Source organism: Paenibacillus sp. TSA_86.1 (assembly GCF_052691815.1).
In genome coordinates, this window is record NZ_JBQZGE010000012.1 from 31,320 (window position 1) to 47,361 (window position 16,042).

At 39.6% G+C, this 16,042-nt stretch carries 12 protein-coding genes and 2 pseudogenes; 13 read left to right on the forward strand and 1 reads right to left on the reverse strand.

Annotated elements, in window-relative coordinates; genetic code table 11:
- Window positions 1-189: 189 nt before the first annotated feature.
- From ACUTVW_RS19900 to ACUTVW_RS19955, 12 genes and pseudogenes are all read left to right on the forward strand, one after another.
- Window positions 190-3,360 (forward strand): HNH endonuclease signature motif containing protein, encoded by a 3,171-nt coding sequence (locus ACUTVW_RS19900; protein WP_445647380.1) that lies wholly within the window; start codon window positions 190-192, stop codon window positions 3,358-3,360.
- A 177-nt stretch (window positions 3,361-3,537) separates the two neighbouring features.
- Window positions 3,538-4,044, forward strand: a complete 507-nt coding sequence (locus ACUTVW_RS19905) for an SMI1/KNR4 family protein (protein ID WP_445647381.1) — start codon at window positions 3,538-3,540, stop codon at window positions 4,042-4,044.
- A 325-nt stretch (window positions 4,045-4,369) separates the two neighbouring features.
- Entirely contained in the window at window positions 4,370-4,858 is a 489-nt protein-coding gene (locus tag ACUTVW_RS19910) for a hypothetical protein (protein ID WP_445647382.1), read from the forward strand.
- The gene (locus ACUTVW_RS19915) at window positions 4,845-5,192 is read left to right on the forward strand and encodes a hypothetical protein (protein WP_445647383.1); all 348 of its coding nucleotides are present in this window, start codon (window positions 4,845-4,847) and stop codon (window positions 5,190-5,192) included. The genes ACUTVW_RS19910 and ACUTVW_RS19915 overlap by 14 nt, the downstream gene beginning before the upstream one ends.
- A 145-nt stretch (window positions 5,193-5,337) precedes the next feature.
- Window positions 5,338-5,595: pseudogene (locus ACUTVW_RS19920) on the forward strand (WXG100 family type VII secretion target); the annotation flags it as partial.
- 540 nt (window positions 5,596-6,135) lie between these two features.
- Window positions 6,136-6,549 (forward strand): annotated as a pseudogene (locus ACUTVW_RS19925) (hypothetical protein); the annotation flags it as partial.
- A 26-nt stretch (window positions 6,550-6,575) separates the two neighbouring features.
- Window positions 6,576-6,956: a hypothetical protein gene (locus ACUTVW_RS19930; RefSeq protein ID WP_445647490.1), complete on the forward strand. Its 381-nt coding sequence runs from the start codon at window positions 6,576-6,578 to the stop codon at window positions 6,954-6,956.
- Window positions 6,957-7,494: 538 nt separating this feature from the next.
- Complete coding sequence (locus ACUTVW_RS19935; RefSeq protein WP_445647384.1) at window positions 7,495-8,439, forward strand: hypothetical protein; 945 nt, start codon at window positions 7,495-7,497, stop codon at window positions 8,437-8,439.
- 227 nt (window positions 8,440-8,666) lie between these two features.
- Window positions 8,667-9,623 carry a phosphoribosyltransferase-like protein gene (locus ACUTVW_RS19940; protein ID WP_445647385.1) on the forward strand — a complete coding sequence of 319 codons (957 nt, stop codon included), beginning with the start codon at window positions 8,667-8,669 and terminating at the stop codon, window positions 9,621-9,623.
- Window positions 9,624-9,633: 10 nt separating this feature from the next.
- A complete protein-coding gene (locus ACUTVW_RS19945) occupies window positions 9,634-9,975 on the forward strand; it encodes a hypothetical protein (protein ID WP_445647386.1) in 342 nt (113 codons plus the stop codon).
- 209 nt (window positions 9,976-10,184) lie between these two features.
- Entirely contained in the window at window positions 10,185-11,207 is a 1,023-nt protein-coding gene (locus ACUTVW_RS19950; protein ID WP_445647387.1) for a retron St85 family RNA-directed DNA polymerase, read from the forward strand.
- Between the two features lie 440 nt (window positions 11,208-11,647).
- Window positions 11,648-11,929, forward strand: a complete 282-nt coding sequence (locus ACUTVW_RS19955; RefSeq protein ID WP_445647388.1) for a DUF6809 family protein — start codon at window positions 11,648-11,650, stop codon at window positions 11,927-11,929.
- Window positions 11,930-12,063: 134 nt separating this feature from the next.
- Here the strand turns inward: ACUTVW_RS19955 and ACUTVW_RS19960 are convergent, their stop codons facing one another.
- Complete coding sequence (locus ACUTVW_RS19960) at window positions 12,064-13,284, reverse strand: right-handed parallel beta-helix repeat-containing protein (RefSeq protein ID WP_445647491.1); 1,221 nt, start codon at window positions 13,282-13,284, stop codon at window positions 12,064-12,066.
- A 670-nt stretch (window positions 13,285-13,954) separates the two neighbouring features.
- Here ACUTVW_RS19960 and ACUTVW_RS19965 point away from each other — a divergent pair.
- Window positions 13,955-15,937, forward strand: a complete 1,983-nt coding sequence (locus tag ACUTVW_RS19965) for an ATP-dependent DNA helicase (protein ID WP_445647389.1) — start codon at window positions 13,955-13,957, stop codon at window positions 15,935-15,937.
- Window positions 15,938-16,042 lie beyond the last annotated feature (105 nt).

Here is a 16,042-nt window from a genome sequence, read left to right on the forward strand (position 1 = left end):
CCATTAAAGAGTCGCCATTTGGCGGCTTTTTTTATTTTTCATACCCTTAAAAGGAAAATAGTCCCTATAATTGAGGACTAATTTACTATTACCTAAATTAAGGGAAATGACGATACTTATAATTCGACCATCTTTATCTCTTTTAAGGGATGAACTGGAAGATGAAAATAAAGGAGGAAAAGAAATTTCATGAATTTGCGAAAAGGCTTTATTATTTTTCTGGCTTTATGGTTGGCCATTGGAGCCATGCTTCCGACTAGCGGTTATGCACTTTCGGATCCATCAGCTTCAATAATAACGTCCGAAAGCACAGGTGATGATCCTAACCGTTCTGCGGAGGATGCTGTGCTGTTAGAACAGGGGGATGTAGAGGGTTGGGACCCGGATTTCTATGAAGAACCTGAAGACGTAAATGAAGATGAAGAACATATGAAAGAGGAAGACCCACTTACGGTGACGGATGATACATATGGAGAGCCAATGTTCACTACCCAAGCAGCAGCGTTGGCGAACGAAACATTAGTCATGAATCCGGGAGAATCATACACATTCACCAATACCGGGAGTGCTTTGAGGACTCTAATTACTAATGCAGGAGCCTCAAGGGGAAGTGCATACGATTATGCAGTTTATAAATCCGATGGAAGCATAGCGAGTGATAACTTGAATTCTGCCGGGAACCTGAATGTAGGTGCAGGATATACTGCTGTAATAACATCAAGCGGAGAGAACCCTTTTACCGTTACGATGCGACCGGAATTTTCCTATAGTGTGTCTGCTAATCCTGCGCTGCACCGAGTCATCTTATCTAAAGGGGAAAGTTATCGCTTCGTCAATGAAGGAACTCAAACAAGGCTTTTAAATGCTGACACTTCTACAGCTCAGGACAAAAGGATAGACTATGCCGTTTACAAAGAAGATGGCAGTCTTGTAGGATCGAATTTTGAAACATCTGGAAAACCTTATGTTGCTGGAGGGAACGAAATAATTATTACAGGTGCAGGTTTACAGCCTGTTAGTGTTGGTTTTCCCTATGAAGTATACACGGGCGACTGGAGTGACGAGCCGGCATATACAAGAGTAACGTTGAATCAAGGAGAGAGTTATGAATTTACGAATATTAGCTCTAAATCGGATGCGCTTCAGAGCAATGGAACTTCCAAAGATAAACATGATTATGTTGTTTATCTTCCCGATGGTACAGAGAGTGCTACAGGAACCAATTCAACCACAAAACCGACAGTAGCTGGAGGAAGAAAAGCGGTTGTCACACTGATAACGTCAACACCTGTGACATACGGTGTGCCTTACAGGACTTTCGATGTTCAGAGAGCTGGCGGAGATGCGATAACAAGAGTGACTGTATATCCAGGGGAATCTGTTATTTTTCGGAATAATGGATCCTTAGCCAACCCGGTTAAAAACAATGCGAGCAGCGCCAACGGAGCTGTTTTTGATTACACACTGTATACCTCGGGAAATATTGTACATTCTGACGGCTTTAACAAAAATGTCAATCCGATGATTCGATCCCAAGGTTATGCCATTGTATCCGTGGCAGGGCTAGTTCCGATTGAATTCAGTTACACCGATGATTTTTCCTTTGAATATAGCATGGAACCTTCCCATCACCGTGTAACCTTGAACCAAGGAGAGAGTGTGACTTTTTGGAACAATGGTAAAAGTCAAGAATATCTCGACAGTGATGCTTCCTCGAATAACAAATCTCGTTTATTCGACTATGTAACTTATTACCCGGATGGTACGGAGCGTAGCACCAGAAAATCAACCTCAACAGCTCCGCTTGTTTTTTATGGGAATAAAGCTGTAGTTACCGGTGTATCCACACAACCTGTTACAATGGGTGCCATTTATACGATTTTTGATGTGGAGGATCGGCCTAACGAAGCCTTGAGTAAGATTACGGTGGAACCGGGGCAATCGGTGAAATTCCACAACGGAGGTTCACTTTGGAATCCAATTCGGAGTAATGCGAAATCGGCAGGTTCACTCTATGACGTTGTTGTATATAAATCAGATGGCAAAGCATATAGTGACAAATTCAATAACAATGGGGGTCTCGCTAATATTCCATCTGCCGGTGAAGCTATTGTTACCGTCGTAGGGAGTCAACCCGTATTATTCGAATATACAGATGATTTTTCTGTAGTAGATAGCCAGGAACCAGCATTTCTGCGTGTAACGCTGAACAAAGGTGAGAGTTATGCTTTCACCAACTTAACCTCAGATACTAAAAGGATTAGAAATGATGCATCTAGTAGTGAGCAGCGGATGTTTGATTATGTTGTGTACAACGCTGATGGGATGGAATCCAATCGTAGAATAGCTACTACAATTGAACCGTTGATCTTGGGCGGTAAGGAAGTTGTAGTTACTACCACTTCAGATCAACCTGTGACATACGGTGGCATGTATCGAGTCTTCAATGGACAGGAAAATGGATCTAGTGAAGCTGAGGTTATTGGGACTGAGGATGCTAATGAAAATCTCATAAAACATGTTAATAGTGAAAATTTAGAGATACCTGAAGACGGGAATCAGAATCAAATTTTAGAAACAAATTATCTCTTTACATTTGATGAAGTGAGTGAAGTGACAAATGTAGTAGAAGTGGGGAAGGGTATAGAAAATATAGAGACAGCCAGATCTATGGCAAGAATGAAGGGGGGGCAATCAGGAACTGTACTTGTGAATTTAATTCAAATCCCTATTGAGGGTAATTCTCAAGTAGAAGTTCGCTCAAAAATCATAGCAATCACAGGTAAAAAACCAAATAAAATTATCTTTGACTTTAACTTGTTTAGAGGAAATTCGAGGGGCAGTGGAACGTTCTCAAAGGGAGTTACTATTCAGTTGAAGGGTCTCTTAGGTGTAAAGGTTGGTAAAGAGGTTTCTTATACCTTTAAAATCTCAAAAACAGGATTTTACTTCACTGAACTTAAACTAAACGTGTATGATTTTTTTGGTCGAAAGTATAACAAATTGTCGAATGTTGCTCAAACAAGGCAAACTTTACTGAACATAAAGGCAATGATTTATCCATATTACAAAGATCCTGTCTCACAGAAAGTTATGACAGAACCATCGACCACAACGTGGGCAAAAACCCCCTCCATTGAATGGGACTCAAGTACGGATAGAGCAAATTATATCAAAAAATATAGTGAGCTTTATCCGAGGAACGGATATAATTGGTCGGGGGCAGAAATAAATATTCATCATATTAGGCCGCGTGAGTTCGGTGGAACAAACGAATTTAGTAACTTGATTCCTATCCCTACTAATTTTCATGTTTACGTTGTAAATGCTTGGTGGAGGGACTATATAGTCCGTTTTTAGTGGATAATAAGAGACACGAATACACTACAAAACATCTGAGATGAACTGCAATTTGGTAACTAGATGTTAAATACAGCAATGAAATAATAATTAACAGTATTATGTTCTAAAATACAAGTCATAAGCGGATGCGAGAAATCAAGTATCCGCTTATGCATATGAGGGAGAGTGGTTATATTGTCGTTAGTCCAAAATACATTGAACGGCCTGAAGAGAAAGTTAGAATTGTCTGGTGGTTATCTGTACTTACAAGATCGAGAAGGTAATGTAGAACGATACAGTTGTACATTTGGTCAACCAGTAGGTGATGGCGAAATCGATCGGTTTGAAGCATCTGCGGGACAGAAAATTCCGTTGGATTATCTTGATTTTCTGAAATACTCTAACGGTTGTAGTTTATTTAATCATGAGATCTATGGAGGAGAAAAAAAGCTCTTTCCACTAGATCAAGTAGAGTACTTGTATACTAACGTAAACAGTCGCAGGGGTTATTTGGAAATAGCTTATATATCGGATGATACTCTAATGATAGACTGTAACGCATACTCTAACGGGGAGAAAAACTATATGTTTGCAGGAAACAGCACTTCATCATTTGAAGATTTCAAAAGTTTAGGCTGTAACTTTGAGACATGGTTATACCGTTTTATAAGTACAAATGGCACCAAGTATTGGGTATGGTGAAAATGAGGGTAGCACGAAACGCACCAAAAAATCAACGTCGAATGCCTTTAATGTAGACATCTGATGCTGAAAAAATCACTCTTCCATTTCTAAATTGAGATAAGCGATTCTAAATCGGAGTCAAGGAGGACCATATATCTTTGATAAGGGAGCGAACGAACGTTATGGATGTCAAGATGTTACCTGATCGAGTAGAAGCAGGAATGTTATTGTAAGTATTCAAAATTGTCCTGAAAGAGTTTCATATTTCTAATCCTTATCATGACTTAGAAAGGTTTAAATAAGTTGAAGGTCATAAGTTTCATAATGGGGGTAAGGTGATCTTTTGAAGAGAGTATTACTCATCGGTATATTTTTGATCGCTACAGGAGTATGTTGGTTGTGGTATTCAATGAATGACCTTACACCTATATCATCGACCACGCACATTGTTTCAGTTGAACTACAGGGTGAATCATCATGTAAGGTAACTGTTAGCGATCCGTCGAAGGGGCACAACAGAACGAAGATAGAAACATTTGAAAGTCCATCATGCAGCAAATTGAAAGAAGAGGATGAACTAACCTATCGATATTTTAACGAGGGAAAGTATCTATACATCGTTTCGATTAATAAAGAATCGACAAAAGATCCTTTGACAGGAGTAATTACTAAAATGATTGAACATGAAGGTTACTTTTATGTGAACATTGCATCCACAGTTTTTGGCAAAGAAACCTTTCCGATTGATAAAAAGGATTGGAAAAAGTTAAATATCAGATCCAATATTACATTTTATATAGACCATTGGAAACATAACATTGAACTACTATAAATGGATTCGATTAGAAAGTGATCCTGTCAGCCGCACATCGGATCAGAAGTACGAGTACAATCTTGAGATAATCAACAATTCCCAGCGAGATAATCAGGTGAATTTAATTGTAAAAAAGATCTCTAATCAAGCTATTAAGAAAACGATCTCAATAGATCTGGATGCGCAGGAGATTGCGGCCATCACGACGGGCCCAGGATCAGATTGGCAGTGGACTGTACTAGAACCTACAAAAACACCTGAAATATACAAGCTAACCATTACCGAAAAGTTAGGCATACATAAGGTCTATAGGATTGACGTTGCAGAAGGGATATCACAAGAATTGAAGTGAGTGTGAGCATTTAGGACCGCAGTATGGTAACTCAACACTGTGAAAGTGGATTCATGAATTGAAATCAGGAAGTTAGCCGGATGAAATTGCCATTAAACTTCTGCTAACATAGGTATATCCTACATAAAGTAAGCGGTGAAAACGGATGAGTACAATTAAAGTAACACCTGAGCAGTTACATCACGTATCCAGTCAGGTGGATCAGGCGAGGCAACAATTGGAGCATATTCAAGATCATCTCTCCAGGCAGATCATGTTCCTTCAGGCCATGTGGATGGGTGTGACACAGGAGCGCTTTTATGATGATTTTGAGCGGTCGCGTCCCGTACTACAGAAAGCACTGGAGAGTATGGTGTATACTTCGAAAGAGTTACAGGATATTGCGACTCGGTTTGAGAATGCAGATACGGAGAAAGGGAGTCTGGGCAGTGTTATTGGTGCTGTTGGTGCGGCAGCAATGATGAAGAGCTCAGCAAGTGATGCGGGTTCGGAGGACAAAGGCTACCGGATGGCTCAAGTGAATATCTATGGCAGACTGATGTGGCTGCCTGTAAACGAAAATGGTGTTCCCGATCAGGCATCTCTGCAGGCTTATGAGAAGGCTCAAGGGCATTTGGATATCAACCGGATGCAAGCAACAGGTCATGTGGAAGAGCCGGGGGAAGATATCAATGCGTTGCAGATAAAAGCTTTTGAAAATCGAATCCATCCCTTCACGGGCGAGCCTGTATCCGATAAGTATGCTCAGATAATGCTGACTTCCCTGAAGTTCAGCCAGATTTTTATGGCTTTCCAGATGATTCGCGGAAGTATGCCGGGTCGCAAAGGGCCGTTTCGCTTGCCTGCTTCACATCCGGCTGTGGCGAAGATTAAAAAGAATGTGGAAGCGGCTGAAGCGAGGAAAGGTAGTAATATTAAAGGGATGGGTGATATTAAACCTGCCCAGATCATTGAAAACAGATATCCAAATGAAATCCAGCAAGGAAAGAGTTTTGACTATGTTTTGAGGAATGGTCAAGTTAAGATTCGAGATGGAATTAAAGAGGTTGACTTTGTCATAGATACAGATGGTAACTTAAATGTTGGAAGAGGACACTCTCATTTAGCAAATGGAGCTGATGTTCAAGCTGCTGGAAAACTAAAAGTCGATGCAAACGGAAATGTTAGAAGAATAACAAATGAATCAGGACACTATACTCCAACAACTGAGCAAGCTAAAAAATATGAGCAGATATTCAATAGTGCTGGAATAAAGACAGAAAACGCTTGGTTAGAAATATATCAACTAGAAGTAACGAGAAGTGGTTATGTTGATATAGGAAAATTAAAGAAAGTGTATTCAACTAAACTGAAATAGAAGGAGGAGATATTTTGACTACTCAAATGAATGAGGAAATTTTTTCGACTAACTTATCTAAAACAGTTGATAAGATAAAAAAGGCTAAAAACATTTCGAGCGATATTATTAAGTTTATTATAGAGCCTGTTGAGGAACAGGGGAAAATGTTAGATGGTGGGGATGAAATGATGAAACGTCTTGTGTTGTCTAAAGAGAATATTGGTGGTAAAAAACTATTGCTAGAAGATGTAGTTGGGGTTTTAGGGGGGCTTTTTCCGAAAGCTCCTATATGGATTAATGTATCTTTTATAGAAATTGAAGAAGATACCGCTATCTTCAAGCTGGAAACCAGTTTGCGTTTTAGAAAACCGACTTTATTAAGGAATGCTGAAACAGGTCATGCTCCTTTTAAAGCCATTATATAAGGTATTCTTTAATCTCTTTATGGAAATTAAGTGGGGCTACTCAATAAGTAATGATTCAATCATTCAATGAATAACAGCAGGTTGATCATGGTCAGATACCACCATGATCAACCTATTCTTTTGTTATTTTCGTTATCATCCGATTTATATTTGAATAGCAGACAAATACAAAAATTGAAATCCGATCGTATGATCCGGATTGGTGCGATGATAAAAATCCTAGAGACTGACTCCCAAATGGTATTATGTCATTCTAACATTCAATAGAAGAGAAAGGGTATGTGAGGCATAATTATAAGCAAATAATGAGTCGAAGTTTTATCTCAATAGAGAAACTCAAAGAAGGAAAAATATCTGTATAGATAAAATGGACAATTTCCCGATAAACAACATATGAAGAGTAATAATAAGGACAACCTCGAATGGTTATGTTTTGGGGTTTATTTTTTCCAGTGTATGCCACAATTATCATCCAAATAACTACAAAATAGTATATTATGTACCAATATAAAACATAAGATGGAAAAGGAGGATAATCATGAGTTCAAAACTTAAAATGAGTTGGGCTATGCATCCTACTGCTGGTAGAGTATCGGTAGATGACATACAGTTAGATGAAAAACTGAATAACTCTCTTGAATGTGAGTTCTGTAACGTTGCTGTCAGTTTCGTTGGCACGCACATAAGAAATGAAAGATACGTGGCACCTATTATAAGACTAAAAAGGGGTATGAAGAATCATCTGGATTATCAAGGTGGGGAATGTCCTTATAACAAAACAAATACTAGTACTCAGAATATGCCTAAAAGTAAAGTTGCTGGGGTGGTTATAGATAAAGAGTTAGTGATAAGAGTTAACATTCCTGTTGACTTGAAGAAAACTTTAATGGATCTGTTATCTCAAGATTTAATCCCAATAAAAGAAAAAATGGAGAAGAATAAAGGACTAAAAAAATCACCTGGAAATTATACAACTACTACGGAAAAGTTATCGGACTATATAAATTCAGCGAGAGCATTCGCAAAAATAGCTCAGTATTTTGAGAAGCATGGTACTCAAGGTTTTTTGGAATTTAAATTTTTCGGTATAACTGCTCGTTGGACAGATATCTATTTCGAGAATTGGGAACGGGTCTATGAAAAATTCCAATCGAGAACACCAAAAGAATTAGTTTGTTTAAGAGGTGTTTTTGCTTCTATAGGAAAAGAATATCCAGATGAATACGGTCACTCTTGGGTTCAAATAAAACTGAAAAAAACGCCATTGTCGAAAAGTGAGAAGTCTGACACGTTTGCACAAATCAAACTATTCAAGCCAATGTTTGAAAGGTTCTTGTATCAATTAGATGAGGCTAAAAAAAACGCAGAGAGGATCGAAATTACATTCTTCGGGAAGATAGAAAGGTATACCACAGAAAAGGGATTTAAAAATATAAAGGGTGTTGCTGTTTTGAGACAACAAATACATTTTGAGAAAAGATAGTTTTCATATTGTTTTTAAGTATAAACTTATAAAAAATAGACTCAAAAAGAAACTCAGGTGGATTCAAACAGTTTCAATTTATAGAAATTAACTTAACTAATGACTTTACAATAATATGAAAAATCATCGATGTTATTGATGAACTAATAAGGAATATTGGTTACAAATGCTTACAAAATCTGATATAATTTATTGGCACATATAGTCCCTGATGGATGTGAAAAAAATTGAATTATGAGTTAAGTAAAATTATTGAAGATTGTGAACTGAAGTGGGGAATAGATAACAATATAAAAGATTTAGAGGAGAAAGTTTCAGCATGGATAAATCAGGCAGAGACCAAAGAACAATCTATCCTTTTAAAACTTTTGAATAATTTTGAGTATTATACTATAAATAGAGTTAATTCAGTGTTTGTTGATTTACATGCACAGTTTCGTGAGATATATGCAGATTTACTTAATCAATACGGAACTAACGCATATTCTAATACACTTTTCTTTCCTGTTTACAAAAAAGATGGAACAAGGACAAGTTCTTATGATATGCATGGTTGCTATAGATATTCTAATAATCTTTCAAAACATTGTTTCAAAACAGATTTGCCATTAATTTTAGAAGATAAAGATTTCCCATTCAATGAGATACAGAATATTGTTTTCGTAGACGATATGATAGGAACTGGAGACACAATGATTAAATTCCTACAAAAATTGTTTCGGGAACATGGAGATAAGCACGAATTACTGTCCAGACGTTATTTTTTAATTGTGATTGAGGCATGCTCTCATGGAGTTGAAAAGATAGAAAATTATATCAATGAATCTGATATTAATTTGACCTTGATTTACTCGCAATTGCATAGAAAAGCCTTCTCTGAAAATCATTTTTTTATTACAGAAGAACTAGAGATTTCGAGAAGAATTATTTATGAATTAGAATTGAAAATAAATGCAAACAATTCAAGGAATGTTTTAGGGTATGGAGGATCCGAGGCGTTAATGTCTTTTTATCATAATATTCCTAACAATACTTTAAGTGCATTTTGGCAAGAAAATGAATCAATTGGATGGAAGCCACTATTTCCAAGATTAAGACACGACAACCCATTTTCGAAAGGAAAAAAATTGTCAGAAAGACGCGGGCAACAAAAAAAGTCAAACTATATTGCAAGGTCTTTATAGAGAGGGAATAATGGACTATAGGGAAATACTTATATTATTATATATGAATTCGGTTAAACAAAATTATGTCTATTCTGATTTAGTTGAATTACTTGGGTTAACTTACGATTATGTAATTGATAAAGTTGATCATCTCATTGATGAAGAGTACTTGTTTATTAATAAAAATGGGAGCTTAGAAGTGGGGATTAAAGGAAGTGAAGTACTCTCTGAAAATAATTTCTTAGAGATCACCATTTTTGACTTATATGACACTAGAGGATTAGTGAATGAAAGAATATCATTATCTCCCTTAGAAATTAATGATATCTATGTCCCCGAAAATTTTGATAAAAAATTTAAGGGATATTAATATATCGGAGGATAAGATTAGTTAGAAAAAGAACTGCGAGTCGCTGTTCAATTTGGTATGTTACTAAATAGATATGGCATAAATAGCAAAGGGCGCTATCTATGCCATGCCTTTTCAAAAGACAAAGGCATGACCCGCTCTGCGGGTAATATTTTCAATTAAAGATTGTCAAAGTAACTAACTCTTATCCTCCAAAAATGAGGTTATTAATGAAAAATGAAGATTATATTGACCGATTAAAGAGAGTACTTTTTGAAAAGAAATATGATGATTATTACGTTAAGCTTTGCGTGGATTATAGTTCTAGGTTACTTGAAAATTCACTGCCTGTTATTTTTGATAAAGAACATCTAGCACAATTACTTGGTTTAGATATGAAATACTTTTTTCATTTATTTATGAAAGCAGATTTCTTCTATAAAAATGTACAAATACCCAAAAAAAAGATAGGTCAGTATAGAAATATTTCAGTTCCTACGGAAGGTTTAAAATACGTCCAACGATGGATATTGGACAATGTGTTATACAATGTCGGTGTTTCAGAAGCAACAACAGGCTTTGTAAAGGGTAAATCAATCGTACACAATGCAAGAAATCACGTAGGAAAAGAATGTGTAATAAACATGGATTTAAAAGATTTTTTTCCTAATATAAAATTTGATTCTATATTTCGTATTTTCAAATATTATGGCTACACTAATGAAGTGTCATTTGTTTTGTCGAAATTGTGTTCTTTTAATAATTTTTTACCTCAAGGTGCTCCTACAAGTCCTTTCATTTCTAATATTGTAAGCTATAAGCTTGATGATCGATTTATGAAATTAAGCAAAAGTATCGGTGCTGATTACAGTAGATATGCGGACGACCTCACAATTTCAGGCCCAAAGTATATAATCAATTATTTATCAATTTTCAAACGCATTATTCATGAAGAAAATTTTTATATCAACGACAGTAAAACTCGTGTTCAATACTCTAACAAGCGCCAAGAGGTCACTGGTTTAGTTGTAAACGAGAATATTACTGTTCCAATGGAAACGAAAAAATATTTAAGGCAACAAATATATTATTGTAAAAAATACGGAGTTAACAGCCATATGAGAAGAATAGACTTACAAAAGTCAAACTTCAAAGAACATTTATATGGCATGGCATTTTTTGTTAAAATGGTTGAGCCTGAACGAGGAGAACAGTTTTTAAATCAATTGAATGAAATAGCTTGGGACTATTAATAGGATTAAAGTTTTCTAAAGACGGTGTATCTGTTAAGGACAAGTAACATAATTATCATGTAATAAGAATTAGCGAAATTATTAATAATGACAAGGTTTAATTTAGAATGTGAGATGTATGTTTTCACAAACTTTTCTGACACTCAGTTCTAAGGATAAGGTTTCCGTATATCAGTCCTATTTAAAAGATAATCTGTGCTGGTTTGATGATAATCAGCCAGCTTTATCAATATAGTGATTGGAATGTCCAACTCGCCTCGTTCATAGTTGCTATAAATGCGTTACTACAGCAAGATGAGCTTCATTTGGTGTTTGAGGCATGGTTTAACTTTAACTTCGACTTATTCTCACCAAAAGCTAAATAAATTCTAGCGGATTTCCCGCTAATTCCGCATTTCACCTCATCCTATGAGTTACAATCTTTCTGAGGTGACCTTACCATGAAGGATAATATGTCAAACCTGATCGAAGATTTGTTTCACGGGAACCTAAGATTGGACGAGTCGATTCATCCTGAACAGGCCGAGTATTACGAAATTAACAGCCAAATATCGGATATCATGCAAAACTACAAAACAAAGCTCCCAGATACAGAATACGATGATTTGGAGCAACTGATCGACTTGATCGGACAGTCCACATCCATGTACATGGAAGCGGCATTTGAGCAAGGTTTTCGTACAGGCGGCAAGCTGATAATTGAAGTTTTAGCGAAACCGTGAGTATCTATCTACCTTATGAGCCAACAGACAATACCCAGCAATTCAAAAATCCCCTTCTCCATTACCACCGATCAGGTTGGCATGGGGGAGGGGACTTTGCTTTATGAATTATTTTTTATCTCACCAATCTATCACTAACGCGCACCAATATTCTTACCTGCTGGCGTTCCCGACCCAATCAGATCACTGCCACCCGCAAGCTTCAGGAAGTTACCTAATACAGGGGTTCCGTCTGCCGCACGGTTTACGGAAGGCACGAGGGAGACAAAGTCCACTACGCTGGCGAGCAGGCCTTTGTCATTGACGCTTTTTTTGTTTTTCCACCAGATGTTGGTGCTGCTGACATCGGTTCCGCTGGTTTTGTCGCTGGCGCCGCCCTGGAAGGACAGGTTGTTGGTGAAGATGTGGGTGCCTTTGTCAAAAGCAAAGTTGCTTTGTCCATTGTTCCATGAGGTGTTGTTGGTCATCTGGATCGAACCCGGATTGCTGTTATAGGTAAAGCCATGCTTTTTGTTATTAAACGCAATATTGTTCTCCACAATATGATTCACGGCAATTTTCTCGCCACCAAGCTTGAAGCCGTTACCATCCCTGTTCGAAGTGGACGTTCCGTCTGCGGTGGCGCCGTTGCCGTAAGCGATGCTGTTACGGATCGTGACGGCACCGATGGCGCCTGTTTCCGTTTTACTATAGAGATCCCAGCCATCGTCTACGTTATAAGCGGCAATACAGCCGTCAAAGACGTTCCCTGAACCGACCGTCAGCTTGGCGGCAAAACCGTCCGCATCCTCGCCGTCATCCGGGTCATAGTTGTTGTGAGAGTAGGAACGAATGACTTCGTTATATGAAGGCCATTCACTTTTGGCAGCAGTGGAAGCATAACGTCCGATCTGAATGCCGGTATCCCGGTTGTGATGGGCTTCGATCTGTTCCAGACGGTTGTAGCTGCCACCGATGAAGATACCGTTATCGCCGGCTCCTTTGACCTCAAGTCCTTTCACAAACCAATAGTCTCCGAACATTTGCAATCCCCGATTCGTGGAAGCGAAGGCTTGAGCCGAGAAATCGAAGACAGGCTTTTCCGATTCGTAGGCGACCAGATTTTTACGTTGTGAGGCAGTACCGCTGTTACCGCGTTCAATGGTAATCGTTTGCGAGAAGCTGTAGGTTCCGCCGCGCAGATAGATCGTTTTGCCTGGTGCGATCTGGGTTAGCGCGTTAGCTAGTGATGTCGGACTGTTGATGGTTCCCGGATTGCTGGCAGAGCCGCCAGGAGATACATACAGATCACCCGCAGCAAGTGTGATATTTGAAGTCGCCACCGATTCTGAGGGATCTTGCAAGCTGCTTTCCATCAGTTCGACAGCACCAGCGGATCCACCCCCAATGAATAATAGAGGGAACGTGGCGCTCAGACAGAGATGAGCCATTTTTGATTTCAGTGAACGTTCAGTTCGTGCACGGACATGAGTAGATGTGGATGGGAATAATTTCATTAGGTAGACCTCCTTGGTCAGATGGGATATGGAATTCGTGTGGTACACATTGATGGTAAATGTTGTAAACGTTATCATCAATAATCATTTGATCACATGAGCTTCAGAGCCGGGTGCATCAGGCATTGAACCTTCAAACGCAGTCTGATCTATAGGCAGCATATAATCCTGTCATCAGTTGATAGTCTTTATTTAACGATCAATCCTCCGAAATGAACGTAGAAAGCTCCCCTTTTCCAACCAAAAAACATGAGAAAGACCCTTGATGCACCGAAATGAACTTTGTCATATTGCAAAAGGGTAGGGGGACTCATATATAAGGTCTGGGGAACACTCTTCTGGTGCAGAATGATATATAGTAAATTTCCCTTTCTGATGCTAGATTTGACTATATTTTGCCTTCATGCAAGCTTTAGAAATTAGTAAAGTGAAAAAAAGCTTGTCACTTACCTCATCACATGCGATAATTAAATTTTGCCCTGCGGCCTTTTTTGAACGGAAAATGAATGAAAGAGGACCGCGTCTAAGAATGGAGGCTGACCCAGGATTGTCTACACAACGTTACCCTTTTGCATATGATCCGGCTGAACCTTTTGTATCCCGTCTGGGAGAGTGGGTTGCCGATGTGTTTTATGATATTTTGCCAGAGTCCGGCTTCGAGGTACGGGACGAACAGATTTTTATGGCGTACCAGCTCGAACGGGCCTATGGAGATAAAAAGACGATTATGGCCGAGGCCGGCGTAGGAACAGGCAAAACACTCGTTTATCTGCTCTACGCGGTTTGTTATGCACGTTATACGGGCAAACCGGCGGTGATCGCCTGTGCCGATGAGTCTTTAATTGAACAGCTGGTGAAGCCGGGTGGAGATATTGCGAAACTCGCTGAACATCTGGATTTGCAAGTGGACGCACGTCTGGGCAAGTCCCCAGATCAATACGTCTGTCTGAACAAGCTGAGTGCCGTCCGATTCGCCGATGAGGATGCGCCAGTGATTGAAGAGGTATACGAGAGCCTGCCGGAATTCGTGAACACGCCGGGAACACTTCAGGCATTCCATCCGTATGGTGACCGCAAGCAGTATCCGCATCTGAACGACCGCCAGTGGAACAAGATTAACTGGGACCCGTTTCAGGATTGTTTCGTGTGTCCGAAAAGACAACGTTGCGGCCTGACGCTGTCGCGTGATCATTACCGTCGTTCCAAAGATATCATCATCTGTTCCCATGATTACTATATGGAGCATGTATGGACTTATGATGCGCGCAAGCGTGAAGGACAACTGCCATTGTTGCCTGACCATAGCTCGGTTGTATTTGATGAAGGGCATTTGCTGGAAGAAGCCGCATTGAACGCCTTGAGTTACAAATTGAAACACCGGATCTTCGAAGAACTGGTCACACGTTTGCTTGAAGGGGAGATTCGTGAAACCCTTGCCGAGCGTGTAGATGAAGCAATCGAGAGCAGTGAGCGATTGTTCCGACTGCTGGATACGTATACGGTGGCGATTCCCGGCTCCGAACGGAAGGAAGTTCGCGTAGAAGCACCGCTGTTGCAAGAGATCGAACGGTTGAACAGTGTGCTGGATGCAATCGGCGAAGAGCTGGTATTCGAGAGTGGATTATTCTCGCTGGATGGGTATCAGATGCGTGTTGTGGAAGAACATCTCGATATGATTCAGACGGCATTGTCTCTGTTCCGCAAGGAAGATGGTTACATCTGTTGGGCGGAAGAGAGTGAGGAAGAGACTACATTGTCGATCATGCCGCGTACCGTAAAAGAAATTCTGAATGAGCGTGTATTTAACACGGGCATTCCGATTGTATTTTCATCGGCTACGTTGTCCGTGGACAATTCATTCCGTTATGTGGCGGACAGTCTGGGGATCGACGATTTTGTATCGTTCTCGGTCGCTTCTCCGTATGACTATGCGGACAAAATGCAGATGAAGATTGCTGAACAAGCCGCACCGGGTCATGTAGAGAACGAAAACCGTTTGCGTGATGCGGCGGCTTTGCTCCAGGAGAGCGGCGGTCGTGCACTGATTCTGTTCCGTACAATGGAAGAATTACGTGCGTTCAAGCAGGACATCGTTCATGTGCCTGAAGCTGAAGGATTACGCTTTATGTACGAGGGAGACAGAGAGATCAGTGATCTGATCGCAGCATTCCAGCAGGATGAGGAGAGCGTGCTCTGCTCCGTCAATCTGTGGGAGGGACTTGACGTTCCAGGACCATCGTTATCCAACGTGATGATCTGGTCGCTTCCGTATCCACCACAAGACCCTGTCTTCAATGCGAAACGTAGCGCCTCGGCAGCACCATATGAAGAGATCGATCTTCCGTATATGCTCCTGCGTGTTAAACAAGGTCTTGGACGTCTGATTCGGACAAGCACGGATTCCGGTTCTGCAGTCATTCTGGATGAATCACTGTATACCAAAAAGGAAGCCAAAGACCGCATTGCGGCTCTGCTTCCTGAAGGTGTGGAATGGACGACCCTGACACACTAATGGGTGCCGGATGTTATAGAGGATAGCGAATATCCTTCTTCATGTTTTCATATTGTTTTTCAAAAGTGATATTTGTCTTCACAACGTCCTTGTTCTCTGCGGATT

Excerpts from the sequence above, each read along its gene's own strand:
- ACUTVW_RS19935 (WP_445647384.1), top strand. The coding sequence starts at position 7,495 with ATGAGTTCAAAACTTAAAATGAGTTGGGCTATGCATCCTACTGCTGGT.
- ACUTVW_RS19945 (WP_445647386.1), top strand. The coding sequence starts at position 9,634 with ATGGACTATAGGGAAATACTTATATTATTATATATGAATTCGGTTAAA.
- ACUTVW_RS19955 (WP_445647388.1), top strand. The coding sequence starts at position 11,648 with ATGAAGGATAATATGTCAAACCTGATCGAAGATTTGTTTCACGGGAAC.
- ACUTVW_RS19960 (WP_445647491.1), bottom strand. The coding sequence starts at position 13,284 with ATGGAAAGCAGCTTGCAAGATCCCTCAGAATCGGTGGCGACTTCAAAT.
- ACUTVW_RS19950 (WP_445647387.1), top strand. The coding sequence starts at position 10,185 with ATGAAAAATGAAGATTATATTGACCGATTAAAGAGAGTACTTTTTGAA.
- ACUTVW_RS19900 (WP_445647380.1), top strand. The coding sequence starts at position 190 with ATGAATTTGCGAAAAGGCTTTATTATTTTTCTGGCTTTATGGTTGGCC.
- ACUTVW_RS19930 (WP_445647490.1), top strand. The coding sequence starts at position 6,576 with ATGAATGAGGAAATTTTTTCGACTAACTTATCTAAAACAGTTGATAAG.
- ACUTVW_RS19965 (WP_445647389.1), top strand. The coding sequence starts at position 13,955 with ATGGAGGCTGACCCAGGATTGTCTACACAACGTTACCCTTTTGCATAT.